19 protein-coding genes are annotated in these 18,962 nt (G+C 65.1%); 7 read left to right on the top strand and 12 right to left on the bottom strand.

Annotated features, from left to right (window positions below; translation table 11 throughout):
- The first annotated feature begins 66 nt into the window (after positions 1-66).
- The 3 genes from groL (at position 67) to HF684_RS15505 (ending at position 3,060) form a co-directional block, all read left to right on the top strand.
- Positions 67-1,710 carry a chaperonin GroEL gene (gene groL / locus HF684_RS15515; RefSeq protein WP_169253208.1) on the top strand — a complete coding sequence of 548 codons (1,644 nt, stop codon included), beginning with the start codon at positions 67-69 and terminating at the stop codon, positions 1,708-1,710.
- 88 nt (positions 1,711-1,798) lie between these two features.
- Positions 1,799-2,647: an alpha/beta hydrolase gene (locus HF684_RS15510; RefSeq protein ID WP_169253207.1), complete on the top strand. Its 849-nt coding sequence runs from the start codon at positions 1,799-1,801 to the stop codon at positions 2,645-2,647.
- Between the two features lie 29 nt (positions 2,648-2,676).
- Complete coding sequence (locus HF684_RS15505; protein WP_169253206.1) at positions 2,677-3,060, top strand: hypothetical protein; 384 nt, start codon at positions 2,677-2,679, stop codon at positions 3,058-3,060.
- A gap of 67 nt (positions 3,061-3,127) precedes the next feature.
- Here HF684_RS15505 and HF684_RS15500 read toward each other — a convergent pair whose 3' ends face one another.
- Positions 3,128-3,895 (bottom strand): DUF1707 domain-containing protein, encoded by a 768-nt coding sequence (locus tag HF684_RS15500; protein WP_169253205.1) that lies wholly within the window; start codon positions 3,893-3,895, stop codon positions 3,128-3,130.
- Between the two features lie 75 nt (positions 3,896-3,970).
- Between HF684_RS15500 and HF684_RS15495 the strand changes: the two genes are divergently transcribed.
- The 3 genes from HF684_RS15495 to HF684_RS15485 all read left to right on the top strand — a co-directional run bounded on the left by HF684_RS15495 (position 3,971) and on the right by HF684_RS15485 (position 5,964).
- Positions 3,971-4,720: a sulfite exporter TauE/SafE family protein gene (locus tag HF684_RS15495; RefSeq protein ID WP_169253204.1), complete on the top strand. Its 750-nt coding sequence runs from the start codon at positions 3,971-3,973 to the stop codon at positions 4,718-4,720.
- Positions 4,721-4,927: 207 nt separating this feature from the next.
- A complete protein-coding gene (locus HF684_RS15490) occupies positions 4,928-5,746 on the top strand; it encodes a hypothetical protein (RefSeq protein WP_169253203.1) in 819 nt (272 codons plus the stop codon).
- Entirely contained in the window at positions 5,746-5,964 is a 219-nt protein-coding gene (locus HF684_RS15485; RefSeq protein WP_169253202.1) for an RNA-binding S4 domain-containing protein, read from the top strand. The genes HF684_RS15490 and HF684_RS15485 overlap by 1 nt, the downstream gene beginning before the upstream one ends.
- A 90-nt stretch (positions 5,965-6,054) precedes the next feature.
- Here HF684_RS15485 and HF684_RS15480 read toward each other — a convergent pair whose 3' ends face one another.
- The 10 genes from HF684_RS15480 to HF684_RS15435 all read right to left on the bottom strand — a co-directional run bounded on the left by HF684_RS15480 (position 6,055) and on the right by HF684_RS15435 (position 15,844).
- Positions 6,055-6,654 (bottom strand): hypothetical protein, encoded by a 600-nt coding sequence (locus HF684_RS15480; RefSeq protein WP_169253201.1) that lies wholly within the window; start codon positions 6,652-6,654, stop codon positions 6,055-6,057.
- Positions 6,655-6,701: 47 nt separating this feature from the next.
- The gene (htpX, locus tag HF684_RS15475) at positions 6,702-7,613 is read right to left on the bottom strand and encodes a zinc metalloprotease HtpX (protein ID WP_169253200.1); all 912 of its coding nucleotides are present in this window, start codon (positions 7,611-7,613) and stop codon (positions 6,702-6,704) included.
- A gap of 79 nt (positions 7,614-7,692) precedes the next feature.
- The gene (locus HF684_RS15470) at positions 7,693-7,977 is read right to left on the bottom strand and encodes a hypothetical protein (RefSeq protein WP_025780459.1); all 285 of its coding nucleotides are present in this window, start codon (positions 7,975-7,977) and stop codon (positions 7,693-7,695) included.
- Positions 7,974-8,723 carry a PspA/IM30 family protein gene (locus tag HF684_RS15465; RefSeq protein ID WP_025780460.1) on the bottom strand — a complete coding sequence of 250 codons (750 nt, stop codon included), beginning with the start codon at positions 8,721-8,723 and terminating at the stop codon, positions 7,974-7,976. The genes HF684_RS15470 and HF684_RS15465 overlap by 4 nt, the downstream gene beginning before the upstream one ends.
- 224 nt (positions 8,724-8,947) lie before the next feature.
- Complete coding sequence (locus tag HF684_RS15460) at positions 8,948-9,235, bottom strand: WXG100 family type VII secretion target (RefSeq protein ID WP_035321190.1); 288 nt, start codon at positions 9,233-9,235, stop codon at positions 8,948-8,950.
- A 258-nt stretch (positions 9,236-9,493) separates the two neighbouring features.
- Positions 9,494-11,521, bottom strand: a complete 2,028-nt coding sequence (locus HF684_RS15455) for a trypsin-like peptidase domain-containing protein (protein ID WP_169253199.1) — start codon at positions 11,519-11,521, stop codon at positions 9,494-9,496.
- Positions 11,518-13,461, bottom strand: a complete 1,944-nt coding sequence (locus HF684_RS15450) for a HAMP domain-containing sensor histidine kinase (RefSeq protein ID WP_248278976.1) — start codon at positions 13,459-13,461, stop codon at positions 11,518-11,520. Before HF684_RS15450 ends, HF684_RS15455 begins: the two co-directional genes overlap by 4 nt.
- Before the next feature lie 30 nt (positions 13,462-13,491).
- Complete coding sequence (locus tag HF684_RS15445) at positions 13,492-14,250, bottom strand: response regulator transcription factor (protein ID WP_169253198.1); 759 nt, start codon at positions 14,248-14,250, stop codon at positions 13,492-13,494.
- Between the two features lie 269 nt (positions 14,251-14,519).
- Positions 14,520-15,209, bottom strand: coding sequence for a hypothetical protein (locus HF684_RS15440; protein ID WP_169253197.1), 690 nt, complete (start codon positions 15,207-15,209; stop codon positions 14,520-14,522).
- Between the two features lie 35 nt (positions 15,210-15,244).
- Positions 15,245-15,844, bottom strand: coding sequence for a CGNR zinc finger domain-containing protein (locus tag HF684_RS15435; RefSeq protein WP_169253196.1), 600 nt, complete (start codon positions 15,842-15,844; stop codon positions 15,245-15,247).
- A gap of 322 nt (positions 15,845-16,166) precedes the next feature.
- Between HF684_RS15435 and HF684_RS15430 the strand changes: the two genes are divergently transcribed.
- Positions 16,167-17,132: a DMT family transporter gene (locus HF684_RS15430; protein ID WP_169253195.1), complete on the top strand. Its 966-nt coding sequence runs from the start codon at positions 16,167-16,169 to the stop codon at positions 17,130-17,132.
- Positions 17,133-17,206: 74 nt separating this feature from the next.
- Here HF684_RS15430 and HF684_RS15425 read toward each other — a convergent pair whose 3' ends face one another.
- Positions 17,207-18,841, bottom strand: a complete 1,635-nt coding sequence (locus tag HF684_RS15425) for a DNA repair helicase XPB (RefSeq protein ID WP_169253194.1) — start codon at positions 18,839-18,841, stop codon at positions 17,207-17,209.
- Between the last annotated feature and the right edge of the window lie 121 nt (positions 18,842-18,962).

Raw genomic sequence — 18,962 nt, 5'->3', positions numbered from 1 at the left:
CCGTCGCGGGCGCTGACGACTGCTCTGGATTCCCACTCCACTCCATCAGGGAGGATCTAAGCCGCTATGGCAAAGATGATTGCATTCGACGAAGAAGCTCGTCGAGGACTCGAAGCTGGCCTCAACCAGCTTGCGGACGCGGTCAAGGTGACCCTTGGACCCCGCGGTCGCAACGTCGTGCTCGAAAAGCAGTGGGGCGCACCGACCATCACCAATGATGGCGTCTCCATTGCCAAGGAGATCGAACTCGAGGACCCCTACGAGAAGATCGGCGCTGAGCTCGTCAAGGAAGTCGCCAAGAAGACCGACGACGTCGCAGGCGACGGAACCACCACCGCTACCGTGCTCGCACAGGCTCTCGTCCGCGAAGGCCTGCGCAACGTGGCAGCCGGTGCTGATCCGCTCAGCCTCAAGCGCGGCATCGAGAAGGCCGTTGAGGCCGTCACGAACGTCCTGCTGAACAACGCCATCGACATCGAGACCAAGGAACAGATCGCCGCCACCGCAGGCATCTCCGCCGGAGATCCCGCCATCGGTGAACTGATCGCCGAGGCCATCGACAAGGTCGGCAAGGAAGGCGTCGTCACCGTCGAGGAGTCCAACACCTTCGGACTCGAACTCGAACTGACCGAGGGTATGCGCTTCGACAAGGGCTACATCTCCGGTTACTTCGTCACCGACACCGATCGCCAGGAAGCTGTCCTTGAGGATCCCTACATCCTCATCGTCAACTCCAAGATCTCGAACGTGAAGGACCTGTTGCCCGTCCTCGAGAAGGTTCAGCAGTCCAACAAGCCGCTGTTCATCATCGCCGAAGACGTCGAGGGCGAAGCCCTGGCCGTCCTGGTGCTGAACAAGCTCAAGGGCACCTTCAAGTCCGTGGCCGTCAAGGCTCCGGGCTTCGGTGACCGTCGCAAGGCTCAGCTCGCCGATATCGCCATCCTCACCGGTGGCCAGGTCGTGTCCGAGGAAGTCGGGCTCAAGCTCGACAGCGTGACCACCGACCTGCTGGGCACCGCCCGCAAGGTCGTCATCACGAAGGACGAGACCACCATCGTCGAGGGTGCAGGAGACGCCGAGGAGATCGCCGGACGGGTCGCTCAGATCCGCGCCGAGATCGAGAACTCGGACTCCGACTACGACCGTGAGAAGCTGCAGGAACGTCTGGCCAAGCTGGCCGGCGGTGTTGCAGTCATCAAGGCCGGAGCCGCCACCGAGGTTGAGCTCAAGGAAACCAAGCACCGCATCGAAGATGCCGTGCGCAACGCCAAGGCTGCTGTGGAAGAGGGAATCGTCGCCGGTGGCGGCGTCTCGCTCATCCAGGCGGGCAAGGCCGCTTTCGCGGACCTCGCACTCTCCGGAGACGAGGCCACCGGTGCCAACATCGTCAAGGTTGCCATCGAAGCCCCGCTCAAGCAGATCGCCACGAACGCCGGCCTCGAAGCCGGTGTGGTTGCCGACAAGGTCGCGAACCTCGAAGCCGGATTCGGTCTCAACGCCGCAACCGGTGAGTACGAGGATCTGCTGGCTGCCGGCATCAACGACCCGGTCAAGGTGACCCGCTCTGCCCTGCAGAACGCCGCCTCGATCGCCGGTCTGTTCCTCACCACCGAGTCGGTCGTCGCCGACAAGCCCGAAAAGGCCGCCGCAGGTGCAGACGCAGCTGCCGGCATGGACGGCATGGGTGGAATGGGCGGCATGGGCTTCTGATAGCCACCGCTCGTTCGATCGGCCGTGCCGGTGCCCACAAGGGTGCCGGCACGGCCGTTTTCGCGCCCGGCTTCGATAGGGTTAAGACATGACCGTAGAGACAGTGAGACTTTTCGACGAAACCCGTACGGACTGGTTCTCAGAATTGCAGCCTCGTCCGATCCCTGTGCGGCTGTGGGTTCCAGACGGCAGTCTTGAACAAGTCCCGCTGATTCTCCTCTCCCACGGCACTGGAGGAGCGGCGGAGGACTTCGACTGGCTCGCTGAGCGGCTGAATGCTGAAGGATTCCTCGTTGCCGGAGTCGACCACTACGGCAACACCTACAACGGGGACTACCTTCCAGAGGGGTTCGCCTTCAACTGGGAACGGCCACGTGATGTGTCATTCCTCCTCAACAGCCTTATCAGAAGCCAAGATATCGACACTTCCCGCATCGGTGCGGTCGGCTTTTCCATCGGCGGTTTCACGGTTGCCGCACTTCTCGGCGCCGAGATCGATCCGGCGATCATGTCAGCAGTTATCGACGGCACCGTGCCGGCACCGGCACTGCCTGAGTTCCCCGACCTCATCCCGACGCTGCGCGCCAAGCTGGATGCGGATGCACTTTCGGGTGCTGTCGCCGACGGCACCGGGACTTTGGCTGACTCGCGGATCCGTGCGGGATTCGCAATTGCACCCGCGATCGGCCGCCTCGTCGACCAGCAGAGCTTGGCAAGGGTTTCGGCACCATTTGAACTTCGCTGGGGCGGTGCCGACGACATCACGCCTCCTGAGGACAACGCACTCGTCTATCTGGAGGCGGTGCCCACCGCACAGGGCCGATGCGTGGGAGACGAAGTGGGACACTACGACTTCCTCGGTGACCGTGATGATCCGTGGGGCGTCCGCAGGCAGGTCGCCGAGGACGTCGCAACGTTCTTTCGGGGGACGTTGTGACACCGCTCGGCCCCGCATAGGCTGGCGGTATGACCTTCACCGGCACCGATGCCTGCGGAAACAGTCCGAAGAACGTCTTCGTCGCAACGTTCGAAGAGAATCTCTTCAACGGCGACCGAGACGCGCTGACCGAGGGGATAGCCGACGACTGCGTCCTCCAGATCGTCCACCCCTCCGAGGTCGAGACCCACACCGGTCGGGGAGCCGTCGTCGAGGCGCTGCTGAAACTGTCCGCTCATTCGCCGGAGGTCGGCCACCTCGAGGCGGCGATCACCCACGGCAAGGCCGCAGCGGCGTGGGGATACTGGCAGGCCGAGGCGGACGGCGACGACCTGCGGCACTTCTCGCACACCATGTGGTTCACCACGCACAAGGCGCAGAACTTCGGGCAGCTCCGGATCTTCCAGGTCTGAGCCGGAAGATCAGGGCCCGTCCAGCCTGAGCCAATTCAGAAGGGAACCGACCTGCAGTCGTCAGCGCTCAGTCCCAGGGGTTGTCGCGGCGATGACGGCGCTGCCCCCGGCCTCGGTCTCTCTCATCGCGGCGGGAGATCTGCCCGGGAGAGTACGGCGGATGAGACGGATGCGGCGGCTGCAGGCCCGTACCGAAGTCGGCTTCGTAATCTCGCTCGGGAGGTTCGCCCTGGTCGAGCTGTCGTTGGGCCTCGGCGTCGCCGAGGTGCGCCCGGGCTCGACGGGTGAGCTCCTTCTTCCGATTGCGGATGATCTCGTCCTTGTGCGCGATGCGCCCCAACCCGCCGAACAGCATGGGCACGATGACGAAGATCGGCCAGAAGAAGATGAACTCACCGCGCGCGATCGACGTGAACGCCCAGATCGCCAGCACGATTCCGACCGGACCCGCGACGGCTCCGAGCAGTGACTGGCGCACCCGATCTCGGTAGTACTTCTGTGCCGCAGCATCGATCTGCTCCGGCGTGATCGGCACCCGATCTTCCGCGAGCCGCGCCAGTGCCTGCGCGCGCCCCGCATCATCGAGACGGCCCGGTTCGACGTCGGCGGGGTCGGCAAGGACGAGGTCGTCGATCAGCGCTGGGATCTCACCGAGCGTTTTGATCGCCGCGGCCGCCTCGGTGCGTTCATCGAATTCGTCCACGTCGAGCTGACCGAGGGCATAGCCTTCAGAGAGGACATCACTGACGACCGCGCGATCGGCATCCGAGGCCCGGACCTGCCCATACGATCGCGGATCTGCGCTGAACCTCGACCAGAGGGGACTGGCGTTCATGGTGAATACTCTAACCCCGCGGTCAGCGGTGAGCCTGAGGATCAGCCGGGAATCGGGTGGACTAGACTCGACCGCGTGGAACCCGTCGTCGTGCTCATCCTCTTCGCAGTGTTCCTCGGCGCATTGTCCCAGCGCGTCACCGGGATGGGATTCGGCCTGGTCAGCGGTCCATTCCTCGTCCTCCTCCTCGATCCGTTCAGCGGCGTCATCCTCGTCAACATCTGCGGAATCGTCGCCTCATTCTCCGTCTTCGTCCGCACCTTCGCCGAGGTGGAATGGCCGCCGTTCCGACATCTTGCCTTGGGCGCGGTGATCGGCACCGTCCCCGGCGCGCTTCTCTCGTCATCGATGCCGACCCCACCGCTGCAGATCCTCATCGGTGCACTCATCATCGTCTCCCTCATCAGCTCGCTGACCTTGGGAAGGCTGGGCCGATCAATCCCCGCGAACCTCTGCACACGGATGACGGCCGGGCTCTTCTCCGGGGCGATGTCGGCGGCAGCCGGCGCCGGGGGACCGGCGGTGAGCGCCTACGCTGTGCTGACGAATTGGGAACAGCGGTCGTTCGCGGCCACTCTGCAGCCCTTCCTCGTCGTCGGGACCGCCTCGGCGGTGGTGATGAAGGTGATCGTCGACGGAGGGGCCCGGCCGCATCTGGAGATCGGAGTCTGGATCGGGCTCGGTCTCGTCCTCGTGGCAGGCCTTGTCGGCGGTGATCGGCTGGCCCGTCACATCGACGTCGGCGTCGCGCGGATCGGGATGCTCGTCCTCGCCTTCGGCGGCGGAATCGCGGCCTTGGTCAAGGGCCTCCTGGCGCTCGTCTGAGGCGATCGCGCACGGGGCGAGCGACGGTGCCGCATGCCCGGTGCGAACCGGATGTTGATCGCCCGCGGGCGAGCCGTCTTCGATGGCCTGGAACTGAGCTGTCGTCGATGGCCCGGGACTGAGCAGATGTGGGGCACAGGCTCAGACGCCTGTCAGTTTCATCGGGCATACTGTTCGAGGACAAAGCTAGCCTGGGAGGCATGGATCGTGACTGAAGTATTTCTGTTGCTGCTCGTAGTTCTCGGGGCCGTCTTCTTCATCGGCCACCGCAAGGAGAAGAAGCGGCAGCAGGAATTGCACGCCGCCGAACTTCAGCAGGTGAAGAAGACCGCTGAAGAGGACGTCACCTCATTCGGCGAAGAAGTCGCCGAACTCGACGTCATCACCTCGGGAGTCGACCTCGACACGGGCGGAGCGCAGGACTACAAGCAGGCGCTCGACTCGTATGACGTGGCCAAGGAGACGCTCGAGAAGGTCTCCGAACCCGCTGACATCCGCCACGTCACCGAGGCGCTCGAAGACGGCCGTTACGCCGCCAAGTGCGTTCGCGCCCGGGTCGAAGGCAAACCCCTGCCGGTGCGTCGTCCGCCCTGCTTCTTCAACCCCCAGCACGGACCCTCGGTCGAAGACATCGACTGGGCTCCGGCCGGCGGTCAGCTGCGCCCGGTTCCTGTGTGCGCCGCCGATGCCGAACGCGTCGCCGTCGGTGCAGATCCGCTGGTGCGCAAGGTCGTCACCGGAGACGGACACACTCGTCGCGCCTACTGGGAGGCCGGACCGGCCTACGCCGAATACAACCGCGGCTACTTCAACTCCTACGCCGGTTCCGGCCTGCTGCCCGGCGTCCTCATGGGTGCCATGATGTTCGGCGGAATGGGCGGCGGCTGGGACGGTGCCTACGGAGGCGATATGGGCGACGCCGGTGGAGACGCCGGTGGAGACATCGGCGGCGACGGCGGTGGCTTCTTCGGAGGTGACGGCGGCGACGGCGGCGGCCTGTTCGACGGATTCGGAGACCTGTTCTGATGGACACGATCGAGATCCGCGGCGAGTCGATCAGACTCGGCCAGCTGCTCAAACTCCACGGAATCGCCGAACACGGCGCCATGGCCAAGGACATGATCGCCGACGGCGAGGTCAGCGTCAACGGCGAGGTCGAGACTCGCCGTGGTGCCACGATCCGTCCGGGCGACCGCATCGAGGCCCTCGGCGAAGTCATCGAGGTGGCCGCCGACGAAGGCTGACAGCCTCAGATACGAGTGGAGGGCGTCCCCGCGGGGACGCCCTCCACTCGTCTGTCCGGACTGACATTTCTGCCGCCCCGACTGGCATGCCTACTGCAGCTCGGGAGCACCCGGGGTGTCGTTCATGCCCGGGGCGTCCCACAGCGCCGACCAGTTCGACGTGTCCTCCTCGAACGGCAGCTCGCCGGAGAGAACGCCCTTGACCTGGATCTCCAGGGGGTTGTCCCGCTGCTTCGGTCCTGACTGCACGAACGGGTAGAAGGTTCCGCGCTTGTACTGATAGACCAACGCCATCCGACGCCCATCGGGATGGACGAAGTACACGGTCGTGCACAGCAGCATCGTGTCGAAACCCTGATTGACCAGGGCCGAGTTCACGGCGTGGATGTTCGTGACGAGGTTGACCACCTCGGCGTTCCCATCGGCCACGACCTGCCAGGTGAACCCGAAGCCGTCGTTCTCCTGCCGCACCGAGGCGGCCGGGTCGGAACCGATGAGGGCGACGCTTTCGGACTCGGCGGACTGGAACGCGGCACCCTCGACCTGGCGGAACGCGACGGCTCCGACGCCCGTGGGAGTGAAGCCGGTCGCCGCCTGCAGCGTCAGCGCCGCCGGCGGCAGGGCGAAGAGGTCGTCGAGGTTGGCCCGTTTCGGCTTGGACCGGCCGAGCAGTGCGTCGAAGAATCCCATGGAGCTCCTAATTCGGTGGTGCGCAGTTCAAAGGGTGCGGTGGGTGCTCACTCTGGCCGGGAGAGCTGGGCGGAGATCTTCGCCAGCTGATCCAGGCGCTTCTCGAGCGAGGGGTGGGTGGAGAAGAGCTGGCCGAATGCGGCCTTTCCGCTGATGGCGGGGATGAGAGCCAGGTGATTCGCCGAGGCGGACGACCGCAGGTCCTTCTCCGGGATCTTGGCCATGTCCCCGCTCAGCTTCGTCAGCGCCGAGGCCAGGGTCGACGGTGCGCCGGTGAGGATGGCTGCGGCACGATCGGCGGCCAGCTCACGATATCGCGACAGCGCGCGGATGAGGACGAACGAGAGCCCGTAGACGACGGCTCCGACGAGGATGAACAGCAGCTGGATCGGAATGCCGTTGTTATTGTTGTTCGACCGTCCGAAGCTCATGTAGTACCCGGCGCGCATCATCAGCGCGGCAACGACTCCGGTGACGCCGGCGACGGTCATCACGGTCACGTCCCGGTGAGCAACGTGGGAGAGCTCGTGGGCGAGGACGACCTCGACCTCATCGCGGTCGAGCTTCTCGAGCAGACCACGGGTCACGCACACCACCGAGCGCTCGGGGGAACGACCGGTGGCGAAGGCATTGGGGATTGGAGAATTCGAGACGGCCACGCGGGGTTTCGGCGCATCGGCCAGCTGGCAGAGCCGGTCGACGATCGTATGCAGCTCCGGAGCCTCCTCGGGGGAGACCTCCCGGCCGCCCATCGCACGCATGGCGATCTTGTCGGAGAAGTACCACTGGAAGAAGAACGCGCCGGCGCTGATGAGGACGGCGACGATGACTCCGCCGACGCTCTGCCCGATGATCCACCAGATCGCGAGGATGAGCACGACATAGATGAGGCCGTTGAGGAAGATCGTCCATCCCATCCGCATGGTCAGCCCGTTGTCTTTGACGAAGCGATTCTTCATCGTGGTTCCTCTCTGGCAGTGGCAGAACCGGCCCACTGTCGAAGACAATGGGCCGGGTGCATTTCGGTACTCTGTGGTTTCAGGCCGGGTCGGGGATGAAACCCTCGCCGGTGAGCAGTTCGGCGATCTCGGCCAGGGTGGCGTCGGCGAACGGAATGACGACATCGGAGGACCCGAGGTAGTCATCGGCGACCGGCTGGCCGTTGGCCGTGACGTAGTCGTGCAGGGACGTCAGCGCGGTCCGCACTGCTTCCTCGTCTCCGGCATTGACGGCGTCTTCGACCTGGTTGTCGTATTTCTGCAGCAGGTCCTGGTCGACGTCGGCGACGTCGAACTGACCTTCGCCCATGATGCGGATGATCATTGCTGATCCTCACCTTCGAGCGACTTCTGGTCCTTCGCCTCGGAGCCGGCAGGCAGGGACTCGCGCATCCGCTGGAGTTCCATCTCGACATCATTTTCGCTGGAGAGGGAGTCGAGCTGGGCGGTGATGTCGTCCTTCTGGGTTCCCGTGACGTCGTCGAGGGCACCTGAGGCGAGAAGCTCGTCAACGGCCCCGGCGCGCGCCTGCAGATTCGCGGTCTTGTCCTCGGCGCGCTGGACGGCGAGTCCGACGTCGCCGAGCTCTTCCGAGATGCCCGAGAACGCCTCGCCGATCTTGGACTGTGCGTCGGCGGCGTTGTACGTGGCCTTCAGGGTCTCCTTCTTCGTCCGGAAGGCGTCGACCTTGGCCTGCAGGCGCTGCGAAGCGAGGGTGAGCTTCTGCTCCTCACCCTGCAGTCCTTCGTGCTGAGTCTGCAGGTCGGTGATCTGCTGGGTCAGTCCGGACTTGCGGGTCAGAGCCTCACGGGCGAGGTCCTCACGACCGATCTGCATGGCCTTCTCGGCCTGACCGGAGAGCTTGTTCTGCTGCTGTTCGAGCTGGTTGATCTGCAGCTCGAGGCGCTTGCGGCTGGTGGCGACATCGGCAACACCACGACGGACCTTCTGCAGCAGCTCCAACTGCTTCTGGTACGAATAGTCAAGGGTTTCGTTGGGGTTCTCGGCCTTGTCCAGAGCTTTGTTGGCCTTGGCACCGAAGATCGTCGCGATCCGTTGGAAGATACTCATCCGTAGTCGACTCCTGCATTGGTTTGACCCGACGCTGCCAACCCGATTCACCCCGGTCCGGAGATTCTTGGCCAACACCGCCGCGAACTATCGTTCTCAAGTCTACTGAGAAAGGCTGATAGTTTGCCAGACGCCGACTACGAGAACGGACAGATCCCGGCTTCGGTATCTCGGGGGATACGCGACCGGGGCCTGTGACCCTCGGCGGGTGGGACTCGATCGGCTCAGGGGGCGAAGAGCCGCGAGTTCGCCGCCTCGACTTCGGAGTACTGCCGGGCGGCCGTGTGGAGTGCACCGTGGACGGAGTTGAGCGATTCCATGAGCTGCTTCTGCGCGCGCTCCCACTGGTTGACCACGGCCTGGAAGTTCTGTGCCGCGCTGCCGCGCCAGCATTCCTGGAGGGCGAGCAGATTGCGCATCATCGTGTCGGATTCGGACACGAGATTGCGGGAGGTGTTCGCAGCGGCGGTGGCGGCGGACTGGACGCGTTCGGCGTCGACTTCGAAACTCATCATCACTCCTCTTGGTCAAGATCGACCCGCCACGGTCGGGCGAGACGACTTCAGTGTCGACGCCCGGGGCAGAAGAGCGGAAGGGCACGGAAAGAGGGTGTGGACAGCGTTCGGCTGTCCACACCCTCCAGGTGGCGCAGTCACGACCGGATCCCCAGGCAATGACGCGCGAGTCGTTGACTCGGGAATACGCTGACGCGCGAGTGTGCTGATGCCTGGGTCGCCGACGCGTGGGTCGCCGACGTGTCAGCCGCGCACCTACTGCAGCACGAGCGTGACGTCGAGCTTCTGTTCCTTCCCTCCGCGGACCACGGTGACCTCGACCGGAGTGTTCACCGGCTGCGCGCGGACGAGGGCGCGCAGGGCGATGGCGTTGTTCACCTTGGTTCCGGCCACCTCGACGATGTCGTCTCCGTCCTTGATTCCGGCCTTGGACGCCGGGGATCCGCCGGCCACGGACTGCACCTTGGCGCTGCCGCGGCTGATCCCGCCGCTGTTGATGTGCCCGTCGGTGAGGGTGATGCCGAGGAACGGATGCTGGGCCTTGCCGGAGGAGATGAGCTGATCGGCGATCATCACGGCCTGGTTCGCGGGGATCGCGAATCCGATGCCGATCGATCCGGACTGTCCTCCCTCGCCCTGACTCAGCGATGCCGCCGCCGAGTTCACGCCGATGAACTCGCCATCGCCGTTGACCAGCGGTCCACCGGAGTTGCCGGGGTTGATCGCCGCATCCGTCTGGATGGCGTTCGTGATCGTCATCTCCTTCTCCTGCGAGGACGCATCCTCGCCGATGTTCTCCGTCGACACCGGACGGTCGAGCGCGGACACGATGCCGGTGGTCACGGTGTTGGCCAGACCCAGGGGATTGCCCAGGGCCATCACCGGGTCGCCCACGGTCAGCTTCTTCGAATCGCCGATGACCAGCGGTTTCACACCGTCCGGGACCTGCTCGAGCTTGATGATGGCGATATCGGTCGAGGGATCACGGCCGACGATCTTCGCCTCCGTCGTCTCACCGTTCTTCATGGTCACGGCGATCTCGCCGTCGGGGGTGTCCGCCGGTGCGACGACGTGGTTGTTCGTGATGACGTGGCCCTGATCGTCGTACAGCGCACCCGAGCCGAGCCCTTGGACCTGACCGCGAGTGCCGACCTGGATCGACATCACGCTGTCCGAGGTCTTCTCGGCGACCTGCGTCCAGTCCGGGGTCTCGATAGTCTCCTCGGCGACCTTGCGCGGCTCATCATGCTGCAGCGACGAGAGTGCATAGTTCCCGCCGAATGCGAGAGCCCCACCGAGGAGGGCGGCCACCAGGCCGATCGCGATCGTCGCACCCCAACCGGGTCCCTTCTTCTCTCGCCGAGGCGGCTGCTGAGCTCCGTACGGACCGAACCCGTCCGGTCCGCCCTGCCCGCCGGGTCCGACTGGCCCACCGGGTCCTGCCGGTCCTCCCGGTCCGGGCTGTGAACCGACGGCCGCGAATTCCGAAGAATAGGGACCCGGCACGGACGCCGCGGAATAGGAGTTCGAACCGGTCGGCTGCCCCGGAGTGTTCTGCTGGCCGGGACCGTTCTGCTGCCCCGGATACGACTGGGATCCACCGTGCTGGCCCGGATACGGTTGGGAGCCACCGTCTTGGCCCGGATACGGTTGGGAACCGTCCTGCTGAGGCTGACCGTACGCGGAGTGGTGCTGAGGCTGAATCGGCTGGACATTCTGCTGACCCGGCTGCGACTGGTCGCCGAAATTGCCCTGCGCGCTCTGATGCCCTTGGTAACCCGGCTGACCTGTCTGCTGTTGGCTGCCCGGCTGATTCGGAGAGGAATGCTGACCGTTCAGTGGATACGGCGACGGCTGCTGGGGCCGTCCCTGCTGGCCCGTCTGTCCCGGCTGGCCCGTCTGACCGATTGGCTGGCCGGGCTGTTGCCCGCTGGTCTGCCCGCCCTGCTGCCTACCGGCCTGGTAGGGGGAGGACGGCTGGGAGGGAGAGCCGCCTCGGTGAGGGGAACCGTCCACAGGGTTCTGCGCATGAGTCGGCGACACATCGGGGCGCCGTTCGGGAGGTGCGACCGGTGGACTGACCCGGGCAGGGCCGTTGGACTGAGAGGGGAATGTGCGCGGAACCTCGGCACCGGACCCGCGGTAGCCCCCGGCCGACGGGCTGCGACGCCCCTCGGCGGCGGACCCGCTGTCCGGACTCACCGACGGACGCGGAGTCTGATCGTCCGATCGGGCGCTGCGGGACACCTCATCCGGATTCTGGGAGTCGTTGTTCTCGTTCATCGCTCGTCCTTTCGTGTGTCCGCAGTGGTTTCGCCGTTGTCGGAGATGGGCAGGTCGATGCGGAACGTCGCACCGCCGCCCGGAGTTTCGTGGACGGAGATCGCACCATGGTGGTTCTCCACGATCGCCTTGACGATCGACAGCCCGAGCCCCGAACCGCCGGTGTCCCTGGTCCGGGACACATCGAGACGGTAGAAGCGCTCGAAGATGCGGGGAACCACCTCGGGGTCGATTCCGTCGCCATGATCCCTGACCTCGAAGCGGACCCGGCCATTGGGGAATCCTCGCAGCGACTCATCGACCGTGATCGACCCGGCGGCGGTGACATCGGGGACGATGTTGGCCGCCTCGGAGCTGTCGGCCCGATCCTTCGACTGCTGGTCGGGTTCCGGACCGGTCGGCAGGTCCGTCTGCGCTGCGCCCTGTGGGTCTGCCTGCTCCCCGGGGTGAGGCCCGGTCTGGGGGGTGGGCTGGGTGTCGGCTTGATCGTTTCCGGCAGAGTCGCCTCGGCGGAATATCCGGACCCCACCGGTGACGAACCCGCGCTCACGCGGTTTGTCCTTCGCGCCGTTCTTCCCACCGTTTCGACCGTTGTGACCTCGCGCGCCGCCCTCACGGATCTCGCCGGTGTCCGCAGAGTCCGGGTCGACCTGCTCGGGGAGACCGACGACGCCGACGGCGAATTCGATCGCGGTGTGCTCAGGCGTGTGGCGCACGGCATTGCCGGCGAGGTTGACGATGACCTGGCGGATCTTCGACTCGGAACCGCGGATCATCGGCACCGGCTGAGCATCCTCACCATCGAGTCCGATGAAGCTGATATCGCGGTCCGGGGCCTGTGCCGCAGCATCGGCGGCGGCATCGCGGACGACCTTGTGGAGGTCGATCGGACCGATCTCGGCGGCACGCTGCTCGTCGAGGCGGGCGAGGACGACGAGATCGTCGACGAGGACACCCATGCGCTTGGCCTCGGACTCCATCCGCTCCATCGCGTTGGCGATGTCATCGGACTTCGTGATCGCACCCTGCCGGTACAGTTCCGCGTATCCGCGGATCGTGACCAGGGGAGTACGCAGCTCGTGGGAGGCATCGGAGACGAACTGGCGGATGCGCTTCTCCGACCGGGTCTGCCCGTCGAAGGAGTCCTCGATGCGTCCGAGCATCGTGTTCAGCGCCGCCGACAGACGCCCGAGCTCCGTATTGCGCGGATAGCTGGGCACACGTTGGGACAGGTCGCCGGCGGCGATGCGGGATGCGGTCTTCTCGATATCGCGCAGCGGTCGGAACGTGTTGTTGATCGCCCAATAGCCGACTCCGGCGACCATCGCCAGGGCCAGCAGGCCGATGCCGATCATCGTGTTCCGCGCCCGTTCGTTGATGTTGTCGACCTCGCGGTCGAAGGGCACCGCGATGGACACGAGCACGTCGGTGTTCTTCACCTTCATCGCCCGCGCCCGCCACTGCGAACTCGTTCCGGCGACGGTGAAGGGCTCGCCGCCGCGGGAATAGACTTCCTTCTCATCGATCTTCGGCAGGATCGGATGGTTCTGCGGCTCCGGAGCGACGGGGTCGCGGATCGGATCCCCGTTCGTGTCGTAGAACTGCACATAGAACCCTCCCGGCAACAGGCTCTTGAGCTGATCCCAGGAATTCGAATCGATCGTCGTCGACGACGGCGCCTCCTCGGCGTCATCGTCCCCGGACTGGAGTTCGGCCGGTTGGAACACATCTTGGTAGGCCTGCTTCGCCAGGGTCTCCGAGGCGCTGATGAGTCGCTCATCGGTGCGCTGGACGAGGCTGTCGCGCAGGTTCTCCAACACCCACGCGCTCGTCCCCGTGAGGACGAGCAGCATGAGCAGCATCATGATGGCCAGCAGCTTGGTGGTCAGAGACCATTCTTCCCAGAAGCCGGGACGGGAGGGACGGGATTCTATCGGCACGTATGTAATCTATCGCCCTTGCATGGACGACTACTTGGATTCCGGTGTGCGCAGCATGTAGCCGACCCCGCGCTTGGTCTGGATCATCGGCGTCCACTCCATCTCGACGGGGTGGCCGGCGGCATCCGTCTCCGGGGTGACGTCGATCTTGCGGCGCAGGTAGGAGATATAGGACTCGACGATTCCGGTGTCACCGCCGAAGTCGTACTCCCACACATGGTCGAGGATCTGCGACTTCGACAGGACGCGGTTCGTGTTGAGCATGAGGTAGCGCAGCAGCTTGAATTCGGTGGGGGAGAGGTCGATGAGGATGCCGGAGCGGCGGACCTCATGGGTGTCGTCGTCGAGTTCGAGGTCGCCCGCCACGATGACGGCGTTCTCTTCGTCCTCGAGATTGCGGGTGCGGCGGAGGACGGCGCGGATGCGGGCGACGACTTCTTCGAGGCTGAAGGGCTTCGTCACGTAGTCGTCGCCGCCGACGGTCAGTCCCGTGATCTTGTCCGAGGTGTCATCACGGGCGGTGAGGAACACGACGGGGGCGTTCATGCCGATCTGGCGCAGACGGCGGGTGACGGTGAAGCCGTCCATGTCCGGGAGCATGACGTCGAGGACGAGGAGGTCGACGTCGGTCTGCTCGGCCAGGCGCAGCGCCTCGGCACCGTTGGCAGCGGAGACGACGTCGAAGCCGGCGAAGCGGAGACTGGTGGACAGGAGTTCGCGGATATTGGGCTCATCATCGACAACGAGCAGGGTGGCTTCGATGTCGATGTCGTTCTGTGCTGTAGTCATGAATCCAGTCTGAGACCCGTGTCTGGGAGTCAGCTGGAGACTAGCTGAATGCGAATGTGATGTGCGCCACTGAAAAACTCTCAGGAAAGTCGTTTTGGACTCCGGGTCGGGCTGTCGTTCTCAGGAACGAAAGCCTGATTTCAGTGAAATATGCGGCTGCGATCAGTTTGTGTTCAGAAATGCTCGCCGAGGCGGGTGTGGGTGGGTGGCTTCAGCTCAGTTCGGCTGTTCGGCTGTTCGGCTGCTTGGCCGGCGTGCGCGTGGTCAATTCAGATCCGGCCGGGTGGGCGCCCCTGGGTGAAGCTCGAGGCCTTGTCCGGTCGATGGCGATCGTATTGCACCTGCCCCATCGTGCCGAACGTCGTGGGGTTGCGTCTGACGACATGACGGACGAACCTGGGCCGGCCGGATTCGTCGGCGAAGCGGATCACGGTGAGGCTCGGTGCGGCGGCGCGGGGTATTGCTCCCGACCAGTAGTCGACGACGACGCCTTCGGCCAGGCCGATCCCGGGGTGGGCCGGCGTTGTCAATGGCTGGCGCCGATCGCCGCGGAAGGCGAGAAGTGAGACGGCGATGAGGGTGACTCCCGCGGTGATGGAGAGGGTCCACCAGATCGGCGGGGCCTCCAGCATCGCAGGGAGGAAGCCGAGGCCGAGCCCGCCTCCGACTCCGAGTGCTCCCAGCTGATAGCCGAAGAAGCGCGTGAGACTTCCTCTTGTGCGGAATCGACCGAGAGCTGCGCGCATGAGCAGCTGGCTGACGACGACGAAGGCGGCAGAGACGAGGAGCGCGAGAGCGAGGAAGAGAAGCTTCGAACTCAGGGGTTCACCGGGGCCGGTGGGCAGGAAGATGAGTGCGGTGACGGCGCATCCGGCGGCCATGCTCGTCGTCGTGAGGATTCCGGCGAGACCGGCGGCGAACTTCGTTCCGCCGGTGAGGCGCAGTGGTTGTAATGACATGGTCGACCCGATCTGTCAGGGGGCGGAGGCGGGCATCAGCCGGCGGTGTCGGCGTCGGAGTGGCGGGCGCGGAAGGCCGCGACGTGCGTGCGGGTGGCGCAGCTGCCGGTATCGCAGAAGCGCTTCGAACGGTTGCGGCTGAAGTCGGCGAGGTAGGCGCGGCAGTCCTCGGCGGCGCAGCGTCCGAGTCGGTCGAGGTCCCCGGAGCGGATGAGGTCGATGAGGACCAGGGCGACATCGGCGGCCACTCGGTCGGCCAGGCTGGCGTGAGCGCCGGTGGCGTGCAGGTGCCAGTCCCAATGGTCGTGTTTGACCAATTGCGGCACGGACCCGGAGTCACTCAGTGTGAGATTGATCTCATCGACGACCGCAATCGTGCCCGCTTCGAGCTCGTCGTCGGTCTCGGCGTCGATGCTCGAGTCCAGAGCTGCGGCGAATCTGCGACGCAGTTCCACGGTCTCATCGACATCGCTTTTGGTGGCGGTCAAGGGGCCGGAGAAGTCGTGCCGGGCCGCGAATTCGCGGAGTTTCGCGGTTGTCGTCAGCTCGTCGCCGCTGTCTGCGATGTCGCCGGAGGTGTTGAGGAGGTCGACGAGCATCGTGAGGTTCGCGCGGATGTCGTAGATGAAAGCCATAGCGGACACCATTCTGCCACAGCATGTAAGGACCAAAATGCACTTGACCCATTTCAATTCCAGGGCCGATACTGAAATCGGACAATCCGCGGGGCACGCCGAGGCCCTGCCCGACCCGACGACGTGCAGACCCGGCAGAACGACGAATCGGTCAGGCCGATGTCGACGTCGGGCCACCTCGGTGAGGGGATCTGACCATCGTCGGGTCGCCTCGGCGAGGACATGATCCGGTACCGCACCACCAACTCAACACCGCACCACCACCTCGGGGACGTCTGTCCTCGTACGCCACTCAACGTTTCACCACATCAGGAGGTCAGGAATGAATCGCACCGTCATCGCAGGGTTCCTGCTCACTCTTGCCTCCGCATTCTTCTTCGCGGTGTCGGGGCCGATCGCGAAGACGATGTACCAGGTCGGGTGGACGCCGGGCGCGGTGGTGCTCATCCGCCTGGCCGGATCCGCGGTCCTGCTGCTCATCCCCACCCTCATCGCCCTGCGCGGACGCTGGGGCGAAGTGCTCACGCACTGGCGCACCGTCGTCACCTACGGCCTGGTCTCGATGGCCGGCGTTCAGGGGTTCTACTTCGTCGCCGTCGAACACCTCACCGTGGCCGTGGCGCTGCTGCTGGAGATGACCGCGCCGATGCTCATCGTCTTCTGGATCTGGGCGCGGACACGGACACGGCCGGCGACGGTGACATTCATCGGGGTCGTCGTCTCGATGATCGGGCTCCTGCTCGTGCTCAACCTGCGCGGATCGTCGATCAGCATTCTCGGCGTGGTCATGGCCATGGCCGCCGCAGTCTGCCTAGCCAGCTACTTCCTCGTCTCGGCGAAGGACACGATCACGATCCCTCCGGTCGCGCTGACCGGTCTGGGCATGGGCATCGGGGCGCTGGCGATGTCGGTCATCGTGCTCGTCGGGGTCATGCCGTGGAACGCTGTGACTGCGGACGTCGACTTCGGCGGGGTGCCGATGTCGTGGGTCGTGCCGATGGCGATGATCGTCGTCTTCACCGTCGGCGCGTACATCACCGGGATCCTCGGTCTGCGCTATGTCGGGGCGACGGTCGGATCGTTCGTCAACCTCGTCGAGGTGCCGTTCTCAGTCATCGTCGCCTGGCTGGTCCTCTTCGAGATGCCTGCCCCGATCCAGCTCTTCGGCGGAGTCTTCATCCTCGGCGGCGTCGGCTTCATCAAGTGGGGCGAATCCCGCCTCGCCCGCCGCGTCGCCCGCCGTGAGGTCGTCGTCACCTCCGACGCAGACACCCTCATTACTACGTAATTACTACCCGACGGGGGCCCAGCAACCTCGCGCCAGGTTGCTGGGCCCCCGTCAGGTAGCAATTGAGGGGAGTGTCAGCGGACTTCGATGCCGTAGCTGTAGCCCTGTTCGGTGAGGAAGCGGCGACGCTGAGCGGCGAAGTGCTCATCGACGGTGTCGGCGGCGACGACCGTGTAGAACGTGGCCGAACCCTGGTCTTCCTTCGGACGCAGAATCCGTCCGAGGCGCTGGGCCTCCTCCTGCCGGGACCCGAAGGCTCCGGAGACCTGGATCGCCACCGAGGCGGCCGGCAGATCCACGGAGAAGTTCGCGACCTTTGAGACCACAAGCACCGGGATCTCCCCGGACCGGAACTCGCGGAAGAGCTCCTGGCGCACCGATTCGGGAGTCTGCCCGGTGAGCACGGGCGCACCGAGTTCGGCTCCGATCTCCTCGAGCTGGTCGAGATACTGACCGATGACGAGGATCTGGGCATCCGGATGATCGGCGACGAGTTCGGAGACGATCGGCAACTTCGCATCCGATGTCGCGGCCAGCCGGTACCGGTCCTCGCCGTCGGCGCGAGCATAGGCGGTTCGGGTTCCGCCGTCGAGGCGGACGCGGACTTCATGACAGGCGGCCGAGGCGATATACCCGAGCCGTTCGAGTTCCTTCCACGGCACTTCGTACTGTTTGGGTCCGATGAGGGAGAACACCTCGTCCTCGCGTCCGTCCTCGCGCACCAGAGTTGCGGTCAGGCCGAGGCGACGACGTGCCTGGAGGCTTGCGGTCAGCCGGAAGATCGGTGCCGGCAGGAGGTGCACCTCGTCGTAGATGACCAGGCCCCAGTCCTTGGCATCGAGGAGTTCGAGGTGGAGGTACGAACCCTTCCTGCGGGTGGTGAGCACCTGGTAGGTGGCGATGGTGATCGGGCGGATCTCCTTCGTCGATCCCGAGTACTCGCCGACCTCGTCTTCGGTCAGGGTGGTGCGGCGCAGGATCTCGTCCTTCCACTGCTTCGCCGAGACCGAGTTCGTCACGAGGATGAGCGTCGTCGTCTGCACCCGTGACATGGTGGCGACGCCGACGACCGTCTTCCCGGCACCGCACGGCAGAACGACGACCCCGGACTCACCCGACAGCGACTGGTCGATCGCCTGCTTCTGATAGTCGCGCAGATGCCATTGACCGCCGTGAGCATCGTCGGACAGTGAGATCTCGTGGGCTTCGCCGTCGACATAACCGGCGTGGTCGGACACCGGGTGCCCCAGCTGCAACAGTGCGTGTTTGAGTTCGCCGCGCTCGGAAGGGTGGACGAGGACGGATTCGGCATCGATGCGTTTGCCGAACTTGCCGACGAGATCGGGCTGACCGACAAGCTCATCGAGCAGTCCCGTCTCCGTCGAAGTCAGGGTCAGTCCGTGGATCGGGTGGTCGATGAGGGTGAGCACACCGAACCGGTCCATGATGTCGACGATGTCGACGAGGAGCTCATGCGGGACCGGGTACTTCGCGAATTCGAGGAGCACATCGACGACGGATTCGGCATCATGGCCGCTGGCGCGTGCGTTCCACAGACCCAGCGGGGTGATCTCATAGGTGTGGATGTACTCCGGGGTCCGCGACAGCTGGGCGAACGGGGCGATCGCCACGGCCGCCTCGACGGCCTGCGGATGTCCCGATTCGAGCAGCACAGTCCGATCGGACTGCACGATCAACGGACCATTCATTCAATACTTCCCTTCCCGAAGTGTGATGACACCAGAGGACACAACACGTCCATCACCCCGATTGTTCCCGCTCCGAGCTACCTGACGGGGGCCCAGCAACCTCGCGCCAGGTTGCTGGGCC

Origin of the sequence: Brevibacterium sp. 'Marine' (assembly GCF_012844365.1) — a bacterium.
Taxonomy (GTDB): Bacteria; Actinomycetota; Actinomycetes; order Actinomycetales; family Brevibacteriaceae; genus Brevibacterium.
The sequence above is the reverse complement of the archived record's forward strand: the minus strand, read 5'-3'. Positions and strand labels throughout refer to the sequence as shown.

Excerpts from the sequence above, each read along its gene's own strand:
- groL (WP_169253208.1), top strand. The coding sequence starts at position 67 with ATGGCAAAGATGATTGCATTCGACGAAGAAGCTCGTCGAGGACTCGAA.
- HF684_RS15510 (WP_169253207.1), top strand. The coding sequence starts at position 1,799 with ATGACCGTAGAGACAGTGAGACTTTTCGACGAAACCCGTACGGACTGG.
- HF684_RS15505 (WP_169253206.1), top strand. The coding sequence starts at position 2,677 with ATGACCTTCACCGGCACCGATGCCTGCGGAAACAGTCCGAAGAACGTC.
- HF684_RS15500 (WP_169253205.1), bottom strand. The coding sequence starts at position 3,895 with ATGAACGCCAGTCCCCTCTGGTCGAGGTTCAGCGCAGATCCGCGATCG.
- HF684_RS15485 (WP_169253202.1), top strand. The coding sequence starts at position 5,746 with ATGGACACGATCGAGATCCGCGGCGAGTCGATCAGACTCGGCCAGCTG.
- HF684_RS15480 (WP_169253201.1), bottom strand. The coding sequence starts at position 6,654 with ATGGGATTCTTCGACGCACTGCTCGGCCGGTCCAAGCCGAAACGGGCC.
- htpX (WP_169253200.1), bottom strand. The coding sequence starts at position 7,613 with ATGAAGAATCGCTTCGTCAAAGACAACGGGCTGACCATGCGGATGGGA.
- HF684_RS15470 (WP_025780459.1), bottom strand. The coding sequence starts at position 7,977 with ATGATCATCCGCATCATGGGCGAAGGTCAGTTCGACGTCGCCGACGTC.
- HF684_RS15465 (WP_025780460.1), bottom strand. The coding sequence starts at position 8,723 with ATGAGTATCTTCCAACGGATCGCGACGATCTTCGGTGCCAAGGCCAAC.
- HF684_RS15460 (WP_035321190.1), bottom strand. The coding sequence starts at position 9,235 with ATGAGTTTCGAAGTCGACGCCGAACGCGTCCAGTCCGCCGCCACCGCC.
- HF684_RS15455 (WP_169253199.1), bottom strand. The coding sequence starts at position 11,521 with ATGAACGAGAACAACGACTCCCAGAATCCGGATGAGGTGTCCCGCAGC.
- HF684_RS15445 (WP_169253198.1), bottom strand. The coding sequence starts at position 14,250 with ATGACTACAGCACAGAACGACATCGACATCGAAGCCACCCTGCTCGTT.
- HF684_RS15440 (WP_169253197.1), bottom strand. The coding sequence starts at position 15,209 with ATGTCATTACAACCACTGCGCCTCACCGGCGGAACGAAGTTCGCCGCC.
- HF684_RS15435 (WP_169253196.1), bottom strand. The coding sequence starts at position 15,844 with ATGGCTTTCATCTACGACATCCGCGCGAACCTCACGATGCTCGTCGAC.
- HF684_RS15430 (WP_169253195.1), top strand. The coding sequence starts at position 16,167 with ATGAATCGCACCGTCATCGCAGGGTTCCTGCTCACTCTTGCCTCCGCA.
- HF684_RS15425 (WP_169253194.1), bottom strand. The coding sequence starts at position 18,841 with ATGAATGGTCCGTTGATCGTGCAGTCCGATCGGACTGTGCTGCTCGAA.